The organism is Aeromonas genomosp. paramedia (assembly GCF_023093515.1).
Classification (GTDB): domain Bacteria; phylum Pseudomonadota; class Gammaproteobacteria; order Enterobacterales; family Aeromonadaceae; genus Aeromonas.
On record NZ_JAAROG010000025.1, the window covers coordinates 166191 to 185944 of the forward strand.

The 19754-nt window shown below is 63.8% G+C and carries 19 protein-coding genes; 6 read left to right on the plus strand and 13 right to left on the minus strand.

Annotated features, from left to right (window positions below):
* Positions 1-8: 8 nt before the first annotated feature.
* Together ilvM and ilvG are read right to left on the minus strand one after the other, a co-directional pair.
* Positions 9-272: an acetolactate synthase 2 small subunit gene (gene ilvM / locus HB860_RS18610; protein WP_139438078.1), complete on the minus strand. Its 264-nt coding sequence runs from the start codon at positions 270-272 to the stop codon at positions 9-11.
* Positions 269-1915: an acetolactate synthase 2 catalytic subunit gene (gene ilvG / locus HB860_RS18615; RefSeq protein ID WP_247627577.1), complete on the minus strand. Its 1647-nt coding sequence runs from the start codon at positions 1913-1915 to the stop codon at positions 269-271. The genes ilvM and ilvG overlap by 4 nt, the downstream gene beginning before the upstream one ends.
* 383 nt (positions 1916-2298) lie before the next feature.
* On the opposite strand from ilvG, the gene HB860_RS18620 reads away from it, so the two are divergent.
* The 3 genes from HB860_RS18620 (at position 2299) to HB860_RS18630 (ending at position 5805) form a co-directional block, all read left to right on the plus strand.
* Entirely contained in the window at positions 2299-3816 is a 1518-nt protein-coding gene (locus tag HB860_RS18620; protein ID WP_247627578.1) for a YifB family Mg chelatase-like AAA ATPase, read from the plus strand.
* 132 nt (positions 3817-3948) lie between these two features.
* Complete coding sequence (locus HB860_RS18625; protein WP_247627579.1) at positions 3949-4848, plus strand: acyltransferase; 900 nt, start codon at positions 3949-3951, stop codon at positions 4846-4848.
* A 9-nt stretch (positions 4849-4857) separates the two neighbouring features.
* Positions 4858-5805 (plus strand): acyltransferase, encoded by a 948-nt coding sequence (locus HB860_RS18630; protein ID WP_247627580.1) that lies wholly within the window; start codon positions 4858-4860, stop codon positions 5803-5805.
* Here HB860_RS18630 and HB860_RS18635 read toward each other — a convergent pair.
* Together HB860_RS18635 and HB860_RS18640 are read right to left on the minus strand one after the other, a co-directional pair.
* Positions 5748-6236: a DUF523 domain-containing protein gene (locus HB860_RS18635; protein WP_247627581.1), complete on the minus strand. Its 489-nt coding sequence runs from the start codon at positions 6234-6236 to the stop codon at positions 5748-5750. The genes HB860_RS18630 and HB860_RS18635 overlap by 58 nt on opposite strands.
* A gap of 77 nt (positions 6237-6313) precedes the next feature.
* Positions 6314-6964, minus strand: coding sequence for an NUDIX hydrolase (locus tag HB860_RS18640; protein ID WP_139438088.1), 651 nt, complete (start codon positions 6962-6964; stop codon positions 6314-6316).
* A gap of 74 nt (positions 6965-7038) precedes the next feature.
* On the opposite strand from HB860_RS18640, the gene HB860_RS18645 reads away from it, so the two are divergent.
* Together HB860_RS18645 and pncB are read left to right on the plus strand one after the other, a co-directional pair.
* A complete protein-coding gene (locus HB860_RS18645) occupies positions 7039-7674 on the plus strand; it encodes a nicotinamidase (RefSeq protein WP_247627582.1) in 636 nt (211 codons plus the stop codon).
* Positions 7675-7775: 101 nt separating this feature from the next.
* Positions 7776-8954, plus strand: a complete 1179-nt coding sequence (gene pncB / locus HB860_RS18650; RefSeq protein WP_247627583.1) for a nicotinate phosphoribosyltransferase — start codon at positions 7776-7778, stop codon at positions 8952-8954.
* Positions 8955-9027: 73 nt separating this feature from the next.
* On the opposite strand, the gene HB860_RS18655 is transcribed toward pncB, so the two are convergent.
* From HB860_RS18655 to rph, 9 genes are all read right to left on the minus strand, one after another.
* Positions 9028-9636 carry a thiol:disulfide interchange protein DsbA/DsbL gene (locus HB860_RS18655; RefSeq protein WP_139438094.1) on the minus strand — a complete coding sequence of 203 codons (609 nt, stop codon included), beginning with the start codon at positions 9634-9636 and terminating at the stop codon, positions 9028-9030.
* 225 nt (positions 9637-9861) lie between these two features.
* On the minus strand, positions 9862-10851 hold the full coding sequence (locus tag HB860_RS18660) for a serine/threonine protein kinase (protein WP_139438096.1): 990 nt from the start codon (positions 10849-10851) through the stop codon (positions 9862-9864).
* 110 nt (positions 10852-10961) lie between these two features.
* Positions 10962-12413 carry a cytochrome c oxidase accessory protein CcoG gene (gene ccoG, locus HB860_RS18665; RefSeq protein WP_247627584.1) on the minus strand — a complete coding sequence of 484 codons (1452 nt, stop codon included), beginning with the start codon at positions 12411-12413 and terminating at the stop codon, positions 10962-10964.
* 197 nt (positions 12414-12610) lie between these two features.
* Entirely contained in the window at positions 12611-12874 is a 264-nt protein-coding gene (locus HB860_RS18670; RefSeq protein ID WP_025328759.1) for a YihD family protein, read from the minus strand.
* Between the two features lie 30 nt (positions 12875-12904).
* Complete coding sequence (locus HB860_RS18675; RefSeq protein ID WP_162519267.1) at positions 12905-14059, minus strand: GGDEF domain-containing protein; 1155 nt, start codon at positions 14057-14059, stop codon at positions 12905-12907.
* Between the two features lie 161 nt (positions 14060-14220).
* Positions 14221-14610 carry a Cu(I)-responsive transcriptional regulator gene (gene cueR / locus HB860_RS18680; RefSeq protein WP_005323722.1) on the minus strand — a complete coding sequence of 130 codons (390 nt, stop codon included), beginning with the start codon at positions 14608-14610 and terminating at the stop codon, positions 14221-14223.
* Complete coding sequence (locus HB860_RS18685) at positions 14607-17036, minus strand: heavy metal translocating P-type ATPase (RefSeq protein ID WP_247627585.1); 2430 nt, start codon at positions 17034-17036, stop codon at positions 14607-14609. The genes cueR and HB860_RS18685 overlap by 4 nt, the downstream gene beginning before the upstream one ends.
* Positions 17037-17197: 161 nt before the next feature.
* Positions 17198-17851, minus strand: coding sequence for an orotate phosphoribosyltransferase (pyrE, locus tag HB860_RS18690; protein ID WP_043128766.1), 654 nt, complete (start codon positions 17849-17851; stop codon positions 17198-17200).
* A gap of 83 nt (positions 17852-17934) precedes the next feature.
* Positions 17935-18651, minus strand: a complete 717-nt coding sequence (gene rph / locus HB860_RS18695) for a ribonuclease PH (RefSeq protein WP_041997563.1) — start codon at positions 18649-18651, stop codon at positions 17935-17937.
* 147 nt (positions 18652-18798) lie between these two features.
* Here rph and HB860_RS18700 point away from each other — a divergent pair, with 147 nt between their 5' ends.
* Positions 18799-19662: a YicC/YloC family endoribonuclease gene (locus HB860_RS18700; RefSeq protein WP_247627586.1), complete on the plus strand. Its 864-nt coding sequence runs from the start codon at positions 18799-18801 to the stop codon at positions 19660-19662.
* The last annotated feature ends 92 nt before the right edge of the window (positions 19663-19754 follow it).

Consider the following 19754-nt stretch of genomic DNA (forward strand, 5'->3'; position numbering starts at 1 on the left):
TTGGCTCCTTAAGCGCTGATCCGGGGTTGCTGTTCCAGTGCATCGACCCGGGAGACATCCACCAGCTTGACCAGCTGGCTCCACAACTGCTGGATGGGACGCTCCGACTCGACAGTAACCGTGATCCGCAGCTGTTGGCAATCCTGCTCCATGTTCAGAGCGCAGAGAGCGAAGCCACGGTGACGCACCACCCGCAGCACCCGCTCCATCACTTCGGGTCTGGGCTGGGCGTGAATATGCAGGGTGTGTTGGTGAAAGCTGTGCTGCTTCATGGGCGTTGCTCCATCATCTTGTGGTTGGCGACTCCCGGCGGAACCAGGGGCCAGACGTTTTCTTCCTCTGAAATGGCCACATGCAGCAGGTAGGCGCTCTCGCTTGCCAGCAGGCGGTCGAGTGCACCGGCTATCTGCTCCTTGCATGTGATGGTTTCGCCCGGGATGCCAAACGCGGCGGCCAGGGCGATGAAATCCGGGTTGTCGGAGAGTATGGTCTCGCTGTAGCGGCCGTCGAAGAACAGCTCCTGCCACTGGCGCACCATGCCGAGGCGTTGATTGTCGATCAGCACCATCTTCACCTTGAGCTGGGCCCGGCGTATGGTGCCGAGCTCCTGCACGTTCATCATGAAGGAGCCGTCACCGCTCACCAGCACCACCTCGTCATTCGGGCGCGACATCTTGGCGCCGATGGCGGCGGGCAGGCCGAAGCCCATGGTGCCGAGGCCCGCGCTGGAGAGGTGATTGCGCGGGCTGGTGAAGCGCATGTGCTGGGCCACCCACATCTGGTGCTGACCCACGTCGCAGGCCACTACGCTGGTCTCGGGCAGCCGTGCCGAGAGCTGCTTGAGCAGGGCCGGGGCATAGATGGGCTGGCCGGGGTGGTCGTAGCGGAAGGCATAATCGCGAGCCATGGCGGCGCAGTGCTCACGCCAGGGATCGATCGCCAGCGCCATGGCCAGGGCGGGCAACACCCGCTTGAGATCCGTGGTGATGCCCACGTCGGCGGCGCGGCGCTTGCCGAATTCGGCGGCATCCACGTCCAGGTGGATCACCCTGGCCTCGGGAGCGAACTCCTCCAGCTTGCCGGTCACCCGATCATCGAAACGGGCACCCACCACCACCAGCAGATCGCACTGCTGCACCGCATAGTTGGCGGCCTTGGTGCCGTGCATGCCGAGCATGCCGAGGTAGACGGGGCTGTCGGGATCCAGCGCACCTATCCCCTTGAGGGTGGTGACCGCCGGCATACCGGTGGCGGCGGCAAAGTCCCGCAGCTGCTGCTCCGCATTGGCCATGCCCACACCACCGCCGACATAGAGCACCGGGCGCTCGGCGGCGGCCAGCAGGGTGTGGGCCAGGGTCAGCTCGGCCGGATTGAGGGGCTCGGGCTCCTCCACCGCAAACAGCGGGCTCTGGGTCGGCACGGCGGCGAGCTGCACATCCTTGGGAAAGTCGATAAGCACAGGACCCGGACGCCCTTCGGTGGCGATGGCGAAGGCTTCCGCCAGCACCCGCCCCAGATCCGCGGGGTCAGTGACCATGAAGGAGTGCTTGGTGCAGGAGAGGGACATGCCGAGCACGTCGACCTCCTGAAACGCATCCGTGCCCACGGCGGCGCAGGGCACCTGACCGCTGATGGCGACCAGGGGCACGGAATCGAGCAGCGCCTCCGCGAGGCCGGTCACCAGGTTGGTGGCTCCCGGGCCGGAGGTAGCGATGCAGACCCCCACCTGGCCGGAGGCGCGGGCATAACCCACGGCGGCCATGGCGGCACCCTGCTCGTGACGGCAGAGCTGATGGGCCAGGCCACCGTCATACAGGGCGTCGTAGACCGGCATGATGGCCCCGCCCGGGTAACCAAACACCTGGGTCACACCCTGTTTCTTGAGAGCCTGTACCAAAAACTGCGCGCCGTTCATGTGGAAATCCTGTCCTTTGGTCGAAAAAAAACCCCCGGGCCGTGAGGCTCGGGGGTCGCTTGTTTCGTTCTGTCCGGTGGTGGGTCTATCCCTTGTTCCGTGCAGCTAAACGAGCCCCGAGCGGTGAGATAATAATCACCACTAGGACCACAATAATGCTGACGAAACGGGAGGCCATGTTCATAGTTACAACCGGAAATCCTGTGAAATGGGGGCGGTTTGCACCGCGAATGGCTATTAGAACTAGCACGGTGATTTTTATTGGGCAAGCATTTTTTACCTGACAAGACTCTGATTTTGACTGATCTGCAAGCTGCTCTCTGGAACAAAAAACTAATAAAAAACGGTTAACCAGCACATACATCAAACCAAGGACGGGATTTATGTCATTAGCTGTGGTTTATAGCCGTGCCAGCCTGGGGATCGCGGCGCCGCAAGTCACGGTGGAAGTCCATTTATCCAACGGGCTGCCCGCCTTCAACATGGTGGGCCTGCCGGAAACCTCGGTGAAGGAGTCGCGGGATCGGGTGCGCAGCGCCCTGCTCAACGGCAACTTCGAGTTCCCCTCCAAGCACATCACCGTCAACCTGGCCCCCGCCGATCTGCCCAAGGAGGGAGGCCGTTTCGATCTGGCCATCGCCATCGGCATTCTCGCCGCTTCCAAGCAGATACCTGCAACATACCTGCTCGATCACGAGTTTTTGGGGGAGCTGGCCCTGACCGGCGAGATCCGTCCCGTGCTCGGGGTGCTGCCCGCCGTGCTCGCCTGCCGCGACGCCGGGCGCACCCTGCTGGTACCGCGGGAGAACGGCCCCGAGGCCTCCCTCATCCAGGATGCCGAGGTGCGCACCGCCCACCAGCTGCTGGCCGTCACCGCCTGGCTGGCGGGTCAGTACGAGCTGCCCCTGCCGGAGCCCCAGACCACGGACGCCCTGCCCGACGTGCCGGATCTGCAGGACGTGATCGGCCAGTCCCAGGCCAAGCGGGCGCTGGAAATCGCCGCCGCCGGCAGCCACAACCTGCTGTTCATCGGCCCGCCCGGCACCGGCAAGAGCATGCTGGCGAGCCGATTGCCCGGCATACTGCCGCCGCTGAGCGAGCAGGAGGCGCAGCAGACTGCCGCCATCCATTCCATCGGCGGCCTCACCCCCCGCGCCGGTCACTGGCACCACAGACCCTATCGCACGCCGCACCACAGCGCCTCCGCCGTCGCCCTGGTGGGGGGCGGCAGCCACCCGAGGCCAGGGGAAATCTCCCTGGCCCACAACGGGGTGCTGTTTCTCGACGAGTTGCCTGAGTTCGAACGCAAGGTGCTGGACTCCCTGCGAGAGCCGCTGGAGACGGGCCACATCACCATCAGCCGCGCCGCCCGCCAGGTGGACTTCCCCGCCCGCTTCCAGCTGGTGGGCGCCATGAACCCCAGCCCCTGCGGCCACTACGGGGACGGCCAGACCCGCTCCAGCCCGGATCAGATACTGCGCTACCTCGGCAAGCTCTCGGGCCCCTTCCTCGACCGGTTCGATCTGACGGTGGAGGTGCCGCTGCTGCCCAAGGGGAGCCTGACCGGCAAGGCGGAGCGGGGGGAGTCTAGCCGGCAGATCCGCGATCGGGTACTGGCGGCGCGGGAGCGCATGCAAAGCCGCAACGGCAAACTCAACAACCTGCTTGATAGTCGTGAGATAGAGGATATTTGCCGATTATCGCCGCAAGATGCCGAATTTCTGGAGAACGCCATCCAGAAGCTGGGGCTCAGCATCCGCGCCTGGCACCGCATACTGCGGGTGTCGCGCACCATAGCGGATCTGGCGGGGTGCCCCGCCATCGAGAAGGAGCATCTCATCGAGGCGCTCGGTTACAGGGCCATGGACAGGCTGCTGTCACGGCTGCGCAGCGGCCAGTGATCGCGACATGATGGCGAAGAGATCCCGGCGTCAATGCGGTGCATTCATGGTCTAGCGCCGGATCGGCTGATATTATGGCCACAGATCTGACCACCTGGTTGCCACCCACAGACACGAAAACGGATCCGATTCATGCACAACAAGCTGATAGAGCGGCTGCGCGGCTGCCTCTCGACCCTGCTCTATTTCCTCAACACCCTCTTCTGGTTTGTCCCCATACTGCTGCTCGGCCTCGTCAAGCTGCTGCCGCCGCTCAAGGGCTGGCGCACCCTCTGCAACGCCCTGCTGGACGGCTGTGCCAGCTGCTGGATAGGTTTCAACAACCTGATCCAGAAAACCATCATCAGAACCCCTTTCGAGGTGGTCGGAGTGGACAAAGGGCGCCGGAATGAGTGGTATATGGTGGTTGCCAACCATCAATCCTGGGTCGACATACTGGTACTGCAGCGGATTTTTAATCAAAAAATTCCCTTCCTGAAGTTTTTCCTCAAGAAAGAACTGATTTGGGTACCTTTTCTCGGTCTGGCCTGGTGGGCGCTGGACTTCCCCTTCATGCGGCGATATTCACGCAGCTTGCTGGAAAAGAAGCCGCATCTGAAGGGAAAAGACATAGAAACGACGCGCAAGGCCTGTGCCAAGTTCCGCCACATTCCGGTGAGTGTGATGAACTTCGTGGAGGGCACCCGCTTCACTGCCCACAAGCATGACAAACAGGGCGCGCCCTATCGCCACCTCCTGCACCCGAGGGCTGGCGGCATCGCCTTCACCCTGGCGGCCATGGGGGATCAACTGCACAAGCTGGTGGATGTGACCATCGCCTATCCGGGCGGCATCCCCAGCTACTGGGACTTCATGTGCGGTCGGGTCAAGGAGATCAAGGTTCGGGTCCGCTTTCTGCCGATCGAACGCAATCTGGTGGGGGATTACTTCAATGACCCCGAGTTCCAACAAGAGTTTCAACAGTGGCTGAACGGGATCTGGCGCGAGAAAGACCAGACCCTGGGTCAGCTGCTGGCGGACAAGACGCAGTAAACGACGCCCATGCTAAGCCTGCTCCCCGGCCCCCTGGTGCTGCTCATCAGCGCCGGCCTGACCATATTGTTCACCGCCCTGTGCGCCAGCCTGATCCTGCTGGTCTCCCTAGGGAAATTGCTGTTGCCCATCCCGGCCTTCGGCCGTGCCTGCAGCCGGCTCAACAATGGCTTCATGAGGCTGTGGCTGGGTTGCAACGCCCTGGTGATCCGCCTCACCACCCGCATCGACTGGCAGCTCGAGGATGAGACCCGGCTGCGCAAGGATGGCTGGTACCTCATCATCAGCAACCACATGAGCTGGACCGACATAGTGGTGCTGGGCCATCTGTTCCGGGACAGGCTGCCGGTGCCCAAGTTCTTCATGAAGCACGAGCTCATCTACATACCGCTGCTGGGGCTCGCCTGCTGGGGGCTCGACATGCCCTTTATGCGCCGCTACTCACGGGAGTTTCTGCTGCGCAACCCGCACCTGAGAGGCAAGGACATAGAGACCACCCGCCACGCCTGCGAGAAGTTTCGCCACATCCCCACCACAGTCATCAACTTCGTGGAGGGGACCCGCTTCACCGAGGCGAAGCGAGAGGCGACCCGTTCCCGCTACCGCCACCTGATGCCCCCCAAGGCGGCGGGGCTCGCCTTCACCCTGGCGGCCATGGGGGAGCAGTTCGACAGCCTGATCAACGTCACCATCCGCTATCCGGACAACAGTGAAACGCCGTTCAAGGACTTCCTGATGGGGCGGATGAAGCGCATTCAGGTGCGCATCGAGGAGTTGCCGGTGGATGAGGCGCTGGTGGGGGACTACTTCAACGACAAGCAGTTCAAGCGCGGTTTTCAGGCCTGGCTGAACCAGCGCTGGCAGGAGAAGGACGACGTTCTGGAAGAGTGGCAGCGAGCTCAGGAGCCCGCTGCGGTGGCCGCCAGGGAGAGGGCCGACGCCAGCTCGGGCAACTGATCCTCGCTGAACACCTGAATGCCGTGACGGCGCAGCAGGGCCGTGGTCTTGCCCTCTCCCGCCATGGAGACGCCTTCAAAGCGGCCGTTGTAGATGCGACCACTGCCGCAGGAGGGGCTCCCCTCCTTGAGCAGGGCAAAGCGAATGCCCTGTGCCAGGCAGAGCCCGAGCGCCAGCTCGGCGCCGCGATCGAACTCGGCCGTCACATCCAGTCCGTTCTCGGTCACCACCCGCTCGCCCTGCCGCTCGGCGGGTGGACGGGGGGTAGGCAAGCCGCCCGCCACCTCGGGGCAGAACGCCAGCGCCCTCCCCTCGGCCCCCAGCGCATTCAGCCAGTCGCTGACGATCCCCTTGCTCTGACCGTCGTAGCGTACCGGCTGGCCCAGCAGGCAGGCACTCACCAGCACCTTGTGCATTCCCGTCTCTCCCATGCTGTCACTCCCTGTGTGAGGGTACCCGCGCACCAGACCCGCTATCGGGCGACAATCCGGTTTTCGCAGGCACCGGCTTATGCTTCCGCGCCGTGCATCACCTGATCGAACATCACGCAGCAGGGGTTCTCCAGCCGGTAGAGAATGGCGGGCCTCTGCTTGCCGGTGCGCTTGCGGCCGGTATCCACCAGGATGTCGGCGCGATGGATCCGCTTGCGAAACGCCGCCGTGTTCATGGGGGTTTGCAGGACTATCTCGAACGCCCGCTGCACCTCGGAGAGGGTGAACTCGGCCCCCAGCAGTTGCAGCGGCAGTGTGCTGTAGCGGCTCTTGATGCGCAGCCGCTCCAGCCCCATGGCGACCAGCTGGCCGTGATCGAAGGCAAGATTCAGGTCGGGCAGGTCGGCAAGCGGGTGCCAATGACCTCGCACTGCTTCCGCTTCCGGCTCCACCAGACAAAGATAAACCAGGGTAGTGGACCAGCCACGGGGATCCCGTTCCAGATTGCCGAGGGTACAGACCTGCTCGCTGTAGCAATGACCCAGCCCCCACTCCCCCAGCAGGCGGTGACGGGCGGCATCCAGATCCCGATCCCGGGTCTCGTCGATGCGCAGGGCCGGCAGCTGCCAGCAGTGGCTAAAGGGGGGGCGATCCCGGGTCTCGAGGAGCAGCTCGAGCCGCTCCTCGTGCAACCGCAGCACCACCATATCCAGACTCATTCTCGGCATCCTGGTCGACCTGCTCGCCTTCTAATAATGTTTGGTAGATAATATCACAAGAATATTATGTGCAGGAGCCACCCATGGGAACCATCGCCAGCCTGGATATAGATGCGCAGAAGGGATTCACTCCCCTCTGCCCGAACGAGCTGCCCGTCGCGGGCGGGGCTGACATAGTGGCCGCTCTCAACGCGCAGGCCGCCCTCGCCAGCCTGCGAATTGGCAGCAAGGACGCCCACCCAGCGAACGCCGCCTGGGTCGTGACACACCCCGCCGCCATGCTGCAACCGCTGGACCTGCCCAACGCCGACCTCACCTGGCCGGCCCATTGCGTGCCGGGCACCCCGGGCTTCGAACTGCTCGATGGCCTGCCCACCCCCATCGACTATGACTTCTTCATCTGGAAGGGGGTCGAGCCGGACCTGCATCCCTATGGCGCCTGCTACCATGACCTGGCCGAGCGGCGCAGCACAGGGCTTATCGAATTCCTGCAAGCACGGGGGGTCAGCACAGTGCTGGTGGGGGGCCTCGCCACCGACTACTGCGTCAAGACCAGCGTGCTGCAGCTGCGCCGCGCCGGTTTCCGGGTGATCGTCCATCTCGATGCCTGCCGTGGCATAGCGCCCGAGACTGTGGCCCAGGCCCGCACCCGGATGACCGAGGCCGGCGCCGAACTGGCCCAGACCCTGGTCGATGTACAACGCCTGCTGGACGCCTGATATGTCACCCATTTTTTCCCGCCAATCCGATACCGGCGCCTGCACTCTACATATGCGGCAGGGGAGCGCCATCGTGCTCACCCGTCTGCGGGGAGCCTGATATGCCACCCATTCTCACCAGCCTGCTCGACACTGACGCCTACAAGCTGCACATGCAGCAGGCGGTGTTCCATCGTTACCCGGATGCCGAAGTGGTGGCCGAGTTCCACAGCCGCAACGAGGAAGACCTGCTGCCCATGATGGGCGAGATCGAGGAGCAGTTGCGCCTCGCCGGCTCCCTGCGCCTGACCGAACCCGAGCTCGATTTCCTGGCCGAGCGCCCCTTCTTCACCGCCGATTACCTCGATCACCTGCGCCGCAAGCCGCTGGATGCCTCCTTGCTCAAGGTGTTCGAGCAGGATGGCCGCATCAATGTGCGGGTCGAGGGGCCCTGGCAGGACGTGATCCTGTGGGAGATCCCTGTGCTCGCCATCATCAGCGAGATGCGCAACCGCTTCCGCTATCCCCAGTTCGGGGTGAGCCAGGCCCTGGCGCGGCTGGATCAGAAGATCGACAAGCTGGAGCGGGAACTCAGCCCCGAGGAGATGAGCGAGTTCAATCTCATCGACTTCGGCACCCGTCGCCGCTTCTCCCATGCCGTGCAGGATGCCGTGGTGGGCCGCCTCAAGGAGCGGCTGCCGGCATTTCGGGGCACCAGCAACTACCAGCTGGCCCAGAAGTACCGGCTGCCGGCGGTCGGCACCCAGGCCCACGAGTGGTTCCAGGCCCACCAGCAGCTCGGCTTCCCGCTGGAACACAGCCAGCGCGCCGCCCTCATCAGCTGGCTCGACGAGTTCACCAACCACCTGGGCATAGCCCTGACCGACTGCATCACCATGGATGCCTTCCTGCGCGACTTCGATTTCGAGCTGGCCAGCCGCTATCAGGGGCTGCGCCACGACTCCGGCGACCCCGTGGTGTGGGGCGAGAAGGCCATCAGCCACTACCAGCGGCTCGGCATAGATCCCAAGGACAAGACGCTGGTCTTCTCCGACGGTCTCAACCTCGACAAGGCCGTCGAGCTACTGCGCCACTTCCGTGGCCGCATCAACACCAGCTTCGGCATCGGCACCAAGCTCACCTGCGATCTGCCCGGCGTCAGCCCGATGAACATCGTCTTCAAGCTGATGGAGTGCAACGGCGGCCCGGTTGCCAAGATCTCCGACAGCCCGGGCAAGACCCTGTGCCGGGACGCGGACTTCATCCGCAACCTCAAGCAGGCCTTCCACGTCGGGGTGTGACCCCCCGGAAACAGCAGACAACAAAAAGCCCGCCGGTTCGCACCGGCGGGCTTTTTTATCGCCTCGGGAGAGGTCAGTCTTTCTTGGCCAACAGGAATTTCACCAGCTGGTTGAACTGCTCCTGGGAGGTGATGGATTCAATCTTCACCATGTATTTGCCATTGACCAGGAAGGCCGGCACACCGCGCACGTTGTAGCTCTCGGTGTTGCGATCGAACTGGGAGACCATGCCGGAGACGGCGAAGCTGTCGACGGCACCGTCAAACTCTTCGGCCGGTACGCCGTTGTCCACGAAGATCTGCTTCACGTCGGCACGGCTCTGCGGCACCTGACGCTGGGTGTGGATCTTGTCGAAGATGACCGGAGTCAGCTTGCCTTCGACGTTCAGCAGGTTGGCGACGGCATAGGCGCGTTGCATCTCCGGGCCCATCTCGCGGCCCAGGAAGGCCACCGGGTTCTTCTTCATCGGCACGCCTTCCGGCAGGCTCTTCTTCAGATCTTCGGCGATCGGCTCGAACTTGGCGCAGTGCGGGCAGAAGTAGGAGAAGAACTCCAGCACTTCAGGTTGGGCGCTGCCGGTCTGGGTGACCACGTCATAGTTGACGCCTTCCTTGAATTCCGGGGCGGCGTGAACCATGGGGATCATCAGCATGGCAGCGAGGAAAAATAGTACTTTTTTCATGACGTTTCCTGTTAAGGGATCACTGTGAGGCACGCCCGGCGAACCGAAGCAGTCCAAGCCTATTGCCTCACCCTCCCGCCGTCAATGGCAAAGGCGGGTGGCCAAGCCTCTCGCCCCGGCATCCTGGGCCAGGTTGCCGGGGCTTGCCCGGCCGGCATCAGCGTCAGCAGCAGTGCCTGGAGCGCATCCTGCTGGCCGTACTGCGGGTACCACGAACCGTCTGGCTTACCAGTTCGGCATCAGCGTCAGGGGCGGCGCCTTGAGCGCTTCCAGCTGGTCGTGCAGGGTCGCGATCTGCTGGCGCCAGTAGTGATCCGTATTGAACCAGGGGAAGTGACGGGGGAAGGCGGGATCCTCCCAGCGCCGGGCCAGCCAGGCCATGTAGTGGACTATGCGCATGGCTCGCAGGGGCTCTATCAGCGCCAGCTCCCGTGGGTCGAACTCCATGAACTCCTCGTAGCCGGCCAGCAGGGTGTCGAGCTGGATCTGCTGCTCGTGACGCTCGCCGCTCAACATCATCCAGAGATCCTGGATGGCGGGACCGGTGCGGCAGTCGTCGAGATCGACGAACAGGGGGCCGTCGCGCCACAGTATGTTGCCCGGGTGGCAATCCCCGTGCAGGGAGATCCGCGCCACGTCCAGGCTCATGGCGTCCCCCACATGGCGGATCAGCTCGTCGAGCACCCCGAAGAACTGCTTGGCCAGGCCGCTCGGCACCCACTCTCCGGCCGCCAGCAGCTGACGCGGCTCGTGCAGCATGCTCTCCACGTCCAGCTGGACCCGATGGTGGAAGGAGTGACTGGCCCCGACCCTGTGGATGCGACCGAGATAGCGCCCCACCCACTCCAGCTGATCCAGGTTGTCCACCTCGAACTGGCGGCCACCGACGCTATGCCAGATGGCGAAGGGGTAGCCCTGATGCTCCAGCAGGGTCTCGCCGGCAAAGGCGATGGGGGCGGCGACCGGGATCTCCGTCTCACGCAGGCGAGCGGCAAACTCGTGCTCCTCGAGGATCTGGGCCCGGCTCCAGCGACCGGGGCGGTAGAACTTCACCACGTAACGGCGACGATCCTCATCCTGAAACTGGTAGACCCGGTTTTCATAGCTGTTGAGCTCGATGAGACCGGAGTCGATGCGCAGGCCGCTGAGATCGATCGCATCCATGATGAGATCGGGATTGAGGTCGGAATAGTTGAAACGCATGTCATCCACCATGAGAAAGGGGCGCTGTTGCGCCCCATTCTATCCGAGATAGCCGATCAATGCCGCCCATGATCCCGATCCGGGGCATGCCACGGACGCCCGTGGCTCGCTGGGTCGGCCCCTCAGAGCCGGCTGATAAACTTGCTGGGCTGGCGCAGGGTGCCCTTGCTGTCGTCCGGTGCGGCCCCTTCCCGTTTGAGCACGAACTGGACATCCAGGGTCGGCCGCTTCAGGTTGAAGGGATCCACCGCCAGGCTCACCGGCAGGGTGAAGATTTCCCCTGGTTTGAGCGTCACTTCCCGCGGGCCGAACCACTGGTGCTCCGGCAGCCCTTCCACATCCAGCTGATAGGTCTGGGATTGCAGGGTCTTGTTGAGGATCTTCAGGGTATAGGTGTTCTCAATGAGCCCCTCGCTGTTCTCCCGGAACAGCTGGTTGCGATCCCGCAGTATGTCGAGCCCCATGGGCATGATGGACATGGCGTTGTAGACGAAGACCCCCAGCATGACGACCATCACCAGGCCATAGCCGATCAGCTTGGGCCTGGCCACATGGGTCTGGTTGTGGGCCAGCTTGTGCTCTGTGGTGTAGCTGATCAGCCCCTTCGGATAGCCCATCCGATCCATGGTCTGATCGCAGGCATCGACGCAGGCGCCGCAGTTGATGCACTCGTACTGCAGGCCGTCGCGGATGTCGATGCCGGTCGGGCAGACCTGCACGCAGAGGTCGCAGTCGATGCAGTCCCCCAGCCCCAGCGCCTTGGGATCGGCCTTGCGGCCACGGGCGCCACGGGTCTCGCCGCGCTTGGTGTCGTAGCCGACTATGTAGGTGTCCTTGTCGAACATGGCGGACTGGAAGCGGGCATAGGGACACATGTGGATGCACATGATGGCGCGCATCCAGCCGGCGTTGCCGTAGGTACAGGCGGCGAAGAAGATCACCCAGAAGATGACCCAGCCACTCGCCTGCAGGGTGAAGAAGTCAGGCACCAGCTGGAACACATCCTGGAAGTAGGCGACGAAGGTGAGACCGGTGCCCAGGGACAGTAGGATCCAGGCCAGGTGCTTTGCGCCCTTGCGGGCCAGCTTCTCGCCACTCCAGGGGGTGGCATCCAGCTTGCGGCGCTTGTTGGCGGCGCCTTCCAGCTTCTCTTCGAACCAGATGAACATGAAGGTCCACACCGTCTGGGGGCAGAGATAGCCGCACCAGACCCGGCCGAGGAAGGTGGTGACGAAGAAGAGGGCGAAGGCGGCGATCATGAAGACCCAGGCCAGCAGGGTCAGATCCTGCGGCCAGATGGTGGCGCCGAAGATGTGGAACTGCTGATGCTCCAGATCGAACAGCACCGCCTGGCGGCCGTCATAGCGCAGCAGGGGCAGAGTGACGAAGAGAGCGACGAAGAACCAGCCCATGGCCTTGCGCACCCGCTGCCAGTAGCCGGTCTGGGACCTGACGTAGATGCGGTTGCCGGGATTGAACCTGTCATCGCCCGCCTTGAACGTGTGGGGATTGAAGGTCCCGGTGACGTTCTTGTCGGTCACATCCTTGATATCGATCTTGTCCTGGTCGGCCATTGCAGCACATAGCTCCACTCATATTGTTATGAAGCCGATTATATCTTAAACAGCCTGCTAATTGTGTGGGTTAAATGTATCTATAGTTCGAGTGCCGTCGCAATTTCAGGCAACAAAAAAGGCCCATAGCCAGTTGACTATGGACCTTTTTGGAGATTCTCTTGAAACCTTCCTCTTCCGGCAACCCGGCGGCCGGGTTACTTGATGCCGCGGGCCTTGAGCAGGGCTTCCTTGAAGTCAGGAACATGATCCTTGGCCAGGCCCGGGATCATCGCCTGCTTGTCGGATTCGCGCATCTTGAGGTGGTAGATCAGCATGTCGTCGGTCAGCTCGGACAGGGCGCCCTCATAGCCGGCTTCTGCCGCCAGTTTGGCGATGAATTGCACCAGGCTGAGATCCTGCTCCTTGATCCAGGCGGGCTGCAGCAGCTCCAGCAGCTCTTCGATACGATGACATTGCATAGACAACCTCTTTAATCTGTCATGTGAAACTCAGGCAACCTTACCCATCAAGGCTACTTCGATACGATCCCGGCCATTATGCTTGGCCTGATAGAGGGCCGCATCCGCTTTTTGGATGAGCTCGGCGATGGAGTGGTGCTGATCCGGTACCAGGGTCGCGACCCCGAAGCTGCAGCTGACCCGGCCGGATACCCGGGACTTGTGGTGGGGAATGCCAAGGGTGCGCAGGGCCGTGCGCACCTGCTCGGCGATCTGCATGGCCCCCTGCAAGGTGGTGCAGGGCAGCAGCAGGGCGAACTCCTCCCCGCCGTAGCGGGCGGCCAGATCGTCTTCCCGCCGCAACACCTCGGCCAGCAGGCTCGCCACCTGCTGCAGGCACTGGTCCCCCAGCTGATGACCATAGTGATCGTTGAACTGCTTGAAGTAGTCCACATCCACCAGCACCAGGGAGAGGGGCGCCCTGGCCCGGTGACAGCGGCGCCAGGCCCGCGCCAGGGTGTCGTCCAGGTGAGCCCGGTTGGCGATGCCGGTCAGGCCGTCCAGGCGGGAGGTGAGCTTGAGATGCTCGGAGACCGCCTTGAGTTCGGCCACCAGTTCGGCGTTGGAAAAACTGTGGTAGAGGGAGGCCACCTGATCCCGGCGCAACCGGCGCAGCAGGGTTGGCAGAAACACGAACAGGTAACCCGCCAGCATGCAGGAGACAATCCGCTCCTGCTCGTTGCCGCCGCTGAGTTCGAACAGCATGGCAAACCCGAGGGGCAGCACGGCCCCGTAGAGGGTGCGGCGACTGCCGAACAGCATGATGGCGCTGCCGGTGAGGATCAGGCTGGTGAGCATCAGCATGGCGGCGCGGTAGGTGTCCGGCAGCCTGTCCATGTAGAGCAGCACGCCGAGGGCCCAGATGATGGAGGTGATGGTCACCCCGATGAAGAGCTCCCGCTCCAGCACCGGCAGCGGCAGCTCTGCCAGCCGGGGTTGACGCCAGCGCAGGTGCCACCAGCGTCCCAGCAGCAACAGGAAGACCAGGCCAAGCCAGCCGAGCGCCTCCCTGGCGGGCAGGTAGTCGTGGAACAGCAGGCTCCAGCTGATCGCCAGCAGCGCCAGACAAGGCAGGCTGAAGGAGGCGTGGGTATAGAGCTGGACCATGATGGCCCGTCGCACCTGGTGATTCACACTCTGGGTCAACTGGGTACTCCCTGTACAAGAGCCGCACAGTCTACCACTCCCTTTTCCTGCTCAACAATCAATCGCCCGCTATTAAGCAGCCACTCAGCCCCTGACGCGCCGTGCCACGCCGGCAGGATCCCGGGACACTCCAGCCTGCTCGCGCTCGCCCGGCAACCCCCTCAACCCTTCTCGAGCTCGTCGAGTATGGGGCACTGGGGATTCGCGTCCCCGTGGCAGCACCCCACCACCTCCTCCAGGGAACTGAGCATGGCCTGCAGGCCGGCGATGCGGGCCCGCAGATCGACGATCTTCTCCTGCGCCAGCTTCTTCACCTGGGCACTGGTCCTGTGCTCGTCCCGGTAGAGCGCCAGCAGCTCCTGACACTCCTCCAGGTTGAAGCCGGTCTCCCGCGCCCGCTTGACGAAACGCAGCTCCCGCAGGGCGCCGTCTGTGTAGCTGCGATAGCCGTTGTCACTGCGCACCGGCGCCGAGATGAGGCCGATGCTCTCGTAGTAGCGGATGGTCTTGGCGGACAGCCCAGTGGCCTTGGCAACCTTGCTGATGTTCATGGATGACTCCTTCTCGATTCAGATTGGCGCTGGCTGCCCGCCCTGGGCTGCCAGCGTTTCAGTAACAGGGAATTGCTCAATACCGTGATGCTGCTCAGGGCCATGGCTGCCCCCGCCAGCTCGGGGCTGAGGTAGCCCAGCGCCGCCAGCGGAATGCCGATGATGTTGAACACGAAGGCCCAGAACAGGTTCTGCTGTATGGTGCGCCAGGTGGCCGCCGAGATGTCGATGGCATCGGCCACCAGCCGCGGGTCAGATCGCATGAGGGTGATGGAGGCGGTCTCCATGGCGACATCCGAGCCTGAGCCCATGGCGATCCCCACGTCCGCCGCCGCCAGCGCCGGGGCGTCGTTCACCCCGTCCCCCACCATGGCCACCAGGCCCTGGGTACGGGCGCGCAACGCCTCTACTTTCTCCACCTTGCCGGCGGGCAGCACGGAGTCGAAGGCACCGTCCAGCCCCAGCTTGGCGGCAATGTGGGCCACCGGCGCCGGCGCGTCGCCGCTCACCAGCCAGCTGGCGATGCCGCGCTGGCGCAGGGTGGCGATGGCCTCGGGGCTCTCGGGTCTCAGGGTATCGGCCAGGGCGGCGATCGCCACCGCCACGCCGTCGATGGCGACCCAGACCCGGGTCGCGCCGTCGGCAGGCTGTTCATCCTGCTGTGGTGGCTCGATGCCGAGCTGAGCCAGCAGGGAGGCGTTGCCGATGGCGACCCTGTGACTGGCCACCTGACCGAGGATGCCGGCACCGACCCGTACCTCCACCGCCTCGGGCTGGGGCAGCACGACCTCCTTGCCGACCGCCTCGCGCATCGCCAGCGCCAGCGGGTGCTCGCTCGCCTGCTGCAGGGCGGCGGCGAGGCGCAACTGTTCGTCGCTGCCGCTCCAGCTCGCCAGCACGGGCCTGCCCTGGGTGAGGGTGCCTGTCTTGTCAAAAATCAGCGCCTTGATGGCGTGGGCCTTCTGCAGGGTATCCACGTCCTTGATCAGAATGCCGTGACGGGCCGCCACCCCGGTGCCGGTGACGATGGCGGCCGGGGTCGCCAGCCCCAGCGCACAGGGGCAGGCGATCACCAGCACGGCGACGGCGGCGAGCAGCGCCTGACCGAAGTCGTTGCTGGCGGCATACCAGGCCAGCAGAGTGAACAGGGCGATGGCCATGACCACGGGCACGAAGATGGCGGAGACCCTGTCCACCAGCTGCTGCAGCGGCGCCTTGCCCATCTGGGCGCGCTCCACCAGGGTGATGATCTTGCTGAGGCTGGAGTCTTCACCCACGGTAGTGGCCTCGATCTCCAGCACGCCGGAGCGGTTGATGGCGCCGCCCAGCACGGCATCCCCCAGTGCGCGCGGCACCGGCAGGCTCTCACCGGTGAGAATGGATTCATCCAGCTCGCTCGCACCACTCAGGATCTTGCCGTCCACCGGCACCCGCTCCCCCACCAGAACCCGCAGCCTGTCGCCGCGCAGCACCTCGTCAATGGCGACGTTCTGCCAGGCCTGGCCGCGCCAGACGGTGGCGGTGTCCGGCCGCAGCGCCATCAGCTCGCGAATGGCGGACTGGGTGCTGCGCCGGGCGCGGGCCTCCAGCAATTTCCCCAGCGAGATGAGCGTGATGATGATGGCGCTCGCCTCGAAATAGAGCTGGCCGCTGGCGGCCATCCCCAGGGTCAGCAGCAGATAGAGGCTGTAGAAGTAGGCGGCACTGGTGCCGGTCGCCACCAGCACATCCATATTGGCTGCCCTGTTACGCAATGCCAGCCAGGCGCCGCGATAGAAGCGTCTGCCTACCCAGAACTGCACCGGGGTGGCGAGCACCAGCTCCAGCCAGGCGGGCAGGTGCCAGGGCAACAGGCCAGCCATGGCGATCATGCCCACCAGCAGCGGCAGGGTGAGCAGGGCCGAGATCACCACCTGAGTCAGCGCCTGGCGGGCGGCTGCAGCCTCCTGCGCCTCACGGGCCAGCAGTTGCTGACGGCGCTGGCTGACGGAGCCTTGCGCCAGCTGGGCACCGAAGCCAAGGGCTTCTATATGCTCACGCAACGAGGCTGGCGTCTGCATCCCCGGCACCAGCAGGATGCGGGCCTGCTCGAGGGAGAAATTGACCTCGGCCGAGATGACGCCGGGCAGCTCTGTCAGCATCTTGTTCAGCCGAGCCGAACAACCGGCGCAGGTCATGCCACTGATTTGAAACGACACGGATTCGCTGCCATAGCCGTAGCCCTGCGCGGCTATGCTGTCCAGCACAGCGGGCAGGCGATCGCTGCTGGCAAGCTCGATGGCCGCCTGCTCCAGTGCGAAGTTGACGCTGGCCTGCACCCCGTCGAGTTGATTGAGGGCGGCGGTGATGCGGCTGGCGCAGTTGGCGCAGCTCATGCCGCTGAGCGGCAACTGAAGATGGATGGGAACTTGAGTCTGGGTAGTCATGTTGTTCCTCCTCGGAACCCCTCGGCCAGAAAATGCGCCTATGACCAAACCCTAACCTTTACTGTAAGGGCAAGCTCAAGTCAGGATACCCGCTTTTATCAAAAATAAAAAAATGGCGCCGCCCCGAGCCAGGGGCGACGCCATGATGGCAGGCGAGGTCGTCAGATGCCGTACTGGGCGCGATAGGCCTTCATGGCCGCCAGTTGTTCGGCCAGCGCGGGCTGCTCTGCCTGCTTCTCTTCCAGATAGGCGATGAGGTCGCTCATCTGGATGATGGCGATGATGTGGGCGCCGTAGTCACGCTCCACTTCCTGGATGGCGGAGAGCTCGCCCTTGCCCTTCTCCTGGCGGTCCAGGGCGATCAGCACCCCGGCCAGGGAGGCGCCGTTGGCCTGGATCAGATCCATGGATTCGCGGATGGCGGTCCCGGCGGTGATGACGTCGTCCACCAGCATGATGCGCCCCTTGAGCGGGCTGCCCACCAGATTGCCGCCCTCGCCGTGATCCTTGGCCTCCTTGCGGTTGAAGCACCAGGGCACGTCCACGTCATGCTGCTCCACCAGTTGCACCGCAGTGGCGGAGGCGATGGGGATCCCCTTGTAGGCCGGGCCAAACAGCACGTCGAATTCGATGCCGGCATCCATCAGGGCGGCGGCATAGAAGCGGCCGAGGCGGGCCAGATCGCGGCCGCTGTTGAACAGGCCGGCGTTGAAGAAGTAGGGGCTCTTGCGGCCGGATTTCAGGGTGAACTCACCGAATTTGAGAACCTGTTTCTCCAGGGCGAACTCGATAAATTGACGCTGGTAGGCTTTCATTCTGGCTCCTTGCTTGGCATGTCGTTAACTGGTGTGGGGGTATAAAAAAACGCGGTCGATGCCGCGTTTTTAAAATCAGAAATTCAAGCGAGCGCCTGCTTCTGCAGCGCTATGATGTCGTCGATGCCGCCCTTGGCCAGCGCCAGCATCGCCAGCAGCTCCTCGTGGGTGAAGGGCTCGGCCTCGGCGGTGCCCTGCACCTCTATGATGCGGCCGTCTTCGGTCATCACCACGTTCATGTCGGTCTCGGCGGCGGAATCTTCCACATACTCCAGATCGCAGATGGCTTCGCCCTGATACATACCGACGGAGACGGCGGCGATCATCTGCTTGAGCGGACTCTGCTTGAGCATGCCCTTCTCCACCATCCAGTTCAGCGCGTCCACCAGGGCCACGCAGGCGCCAGTGATGGCGGCGGTGCGGGTGCCACCGTCGGCCTGCAGCACGTCACAGTCCACCGTGATGGAGTGCTCACCGAGCGCGGTAAGATCCACGGCGGCGCGCAGGGAGCGGGCGATCAGCCGGGAGATCTCCAGGGTGCGGCCGCTCTGCTTGCCGGCGGCCGCCTCGCGGTTCATGCGCGAATGGGTGGAGCGCGGCAGCATGCCGTACTCGGCGGTGACCCAGCCCTGCCCCTTGCCTTTCAGGAAGCGCGGCACGCTGGTGTCGACGCTGGCGGTGCACAGCACGCGGGTGTGGCCGAACTCCACCAGCACAGAGCCTTCCGCATGCTTGGTGAAGTTGCGGGTGATGGTAACCGGGCGCACTTGCGCGGCACTGCGATCGCTGGGACGGGACATGGGACTGACCTCTGGGCTGGCTCAAATTGGCGGGGGATTATAAGTGATCCCGCCCCAAATATCAGCCGCTAAAACCACGGCATCGGCTGACGGGGCAAGCCTGGCTGAGTATACTGGCCGCACACTTCATCAAGCCCGGAACAATCAATGATTCACAGCATGACCGCCTACGCCCGCAAGGAATTCAAGGGCGACTGGGGCACAGCCGTTTGGGAAATTCGTTCGGTCAACCAGCGCTATCTGGAAACCTATATCCGCCTGCCGGAGCAACTGCGCAGCCTGGAGCCGGTCCTGCGTGAGCGTTTCCGTGCCAAGCTGCAGCGCGGCAAGGTGGAGTGCAGCCTGAGGTTCGAGGCAGCGCAAGCCGCCGCCAGCCAGCTCCATATCAATGAAGAGCTGGCCAGGCTCATCATCGACAGCGCCAACTGGGTAATGAAAGAGGCGGGCCAGGGCCAGCTCAACCCGGTGGACGTGCTGCGCTGGCCGGGTGTCATGGCCGCCGCCGAGCAGGACATGGACGCGGTCGCCACCGAGCTGCTCGGCGGTTTCGATCTGACCATGGAAGAGTTCCTCGCCTCCCGCGCCAGCGAAGGGGCCAACCTCAAGGCACTGATCCAGCAGCGCCTGGACGGCATCCAGGTGGAAGTGAAGAAGGTGCGCGAGCACCTGCCGCAGATCATCGAGTGGCAGCGCCAGAAGCTCACCGACCGCCTGGCCGAGGCCAAGGTGGAGCTGGATCCCGCCCGCATCGAGCAGGAGATCGTGCTGCTGGCCCAGAAGATCGACGTAGCCGAAGAGCTGGATCGCCTGGAGATGCACATCGGCGAGACCATCAAGATCATGAAGAAGGGAGGCGCCTGCGGCCGTCGTCTCGACTTCATGATGCAGGAGTTCAACCGCGAGTCGAACACCCTGGGTTCAAAGTCCATCAACGCCGAGGTGACCCAGTCCGCCGTCGAGTTGAAGGTCCTCATCGAGCAGATGCGCGAGCAAATTCAAAACATCGAGTGATCCCTCTCGCCGATGCACCAGCCCCCGCCACCCGGGGGCTTTTTTATTTCATATCCCCAGTGTGATCAACGGCATGGCCCCAGTCGGGCCGC

Coding starts and splice junctions, on each gene's coding strand:
- ilvM (WP_139438078.1), bottom strand. CDS start 272: ATGAAGCAGCACAGCTTTCACCAACACACCCTGCATATTCACGCCCAG.
- ilvG (WP_247627577.1), bottom strand. CDS start 1,915: ATGAACGGCGCGCAGTTTTTGGTACAGGCTCTCAAGAAACAGGGTGTG.
- HB860_RS18620 (WP_247627578.1), top strand. CDS start 2,299: ATGTCATTAGCTGTGGTTTATAGCCGTGCCAGCCTGGGGATCGCGGCG.
- HB860_RS18625 (WP_247627579.1), top strand. CDS start 3,949: ATGCACAACAAGCTGATAGAGCGGCTGCGCGGCTGCCTCTCGACCCTG.
- HB860_RS18630 (WP_247627580.1), top strand. CDS start 4,858: ATGCTAAGCCTGCTCCCCGGCCCCCTGGTGCTGCTCATCAGCGCCGGC.
- HB860_RS18635 (WP_247627581.1), bottom strand. CDS start 6,236: ATGGGAGAGACGGGAATGCACAAGGTGCTGGTGAGTGCCTGCCTGCTG.
- HB860_RS18640 (WP_139438088.1), bottom strand. CDS start 6,964: ATGCCGAGAATGAGTCTGGATATGGTGGTGCTGCGGTTGCACGAGGAG.
- HB860_RS18645 (WP_247627582.1), top strand. CDS start 7,039: ATGGGAACCATCGCCAGCCTGGATATAGATGCGCAGAAGGGATTCACT.
- pncB (WP_247627583.1), top strand. CDS start 7,776: ATGCCACCCATTCTCACCAGCCTGCTCGACACTGACGCCTACAAGCTG.
- HB860_RS18655 (WP_139438094.1), bottom strand. CDS start 9,636: ATGAAAAAAGTACTATTTTTCCTCGCTGCCATGCTGATGATCCCCATG.
- HB860_RS18660 (WP_139438096.1), bottom strand. CDS start 10,851: ATGGTGGATGACATGCGTTTCAACTATTCCGACCTCAATCCCGATCTC.
- ccoG (WP_247627584.1), bottom strand. CDS start 12,413: ATGGCCGACCAGGACAAGATCGATATCAAGGATGTGACCGACAAGAAC.
- HB860_RS18670 (WP_025328759.1), bottom strand. CDS start 12,874: ATGCAATGTCATCGTATCGAAGAGCTGCTGGAGCTGCTGCAGCCCGCC.
- cueR (WP_005323722.1), bottom strand. CDS start 14,610: ATGAACATCAGCAAGGTTGCCAAGGCCACTGGGCTGTCCGCCAAGACC.
- HB860_RS18685 (WP_247627585.1), bottom strand. CDS start 17,036: ATGACTACCCAGACTCAAGTTCCCATCCATCTTCAGTTGCCGCTCAGC.
- pyrE (WP_043128766.1), bottom strand. CDS start 17,851: ATGAAAGCCTACCAGCGTCAATTTATCGAGTTCGCCCTGGAGAAACAG.
- rph (WP_041997563.1), bottom strand. CDS start 18,651: ATGTCCCGTCCCAGCGATCGCAGTGCCGCGCAAGTGCGCCCGGTTACC.
- HB860_RS18700 (WP_247627586.1), top strand. CDS start 18,799: ATGATTCACAGCATGACCGCCTACGCCCGCAAGGAATTCAAGGGCGAC.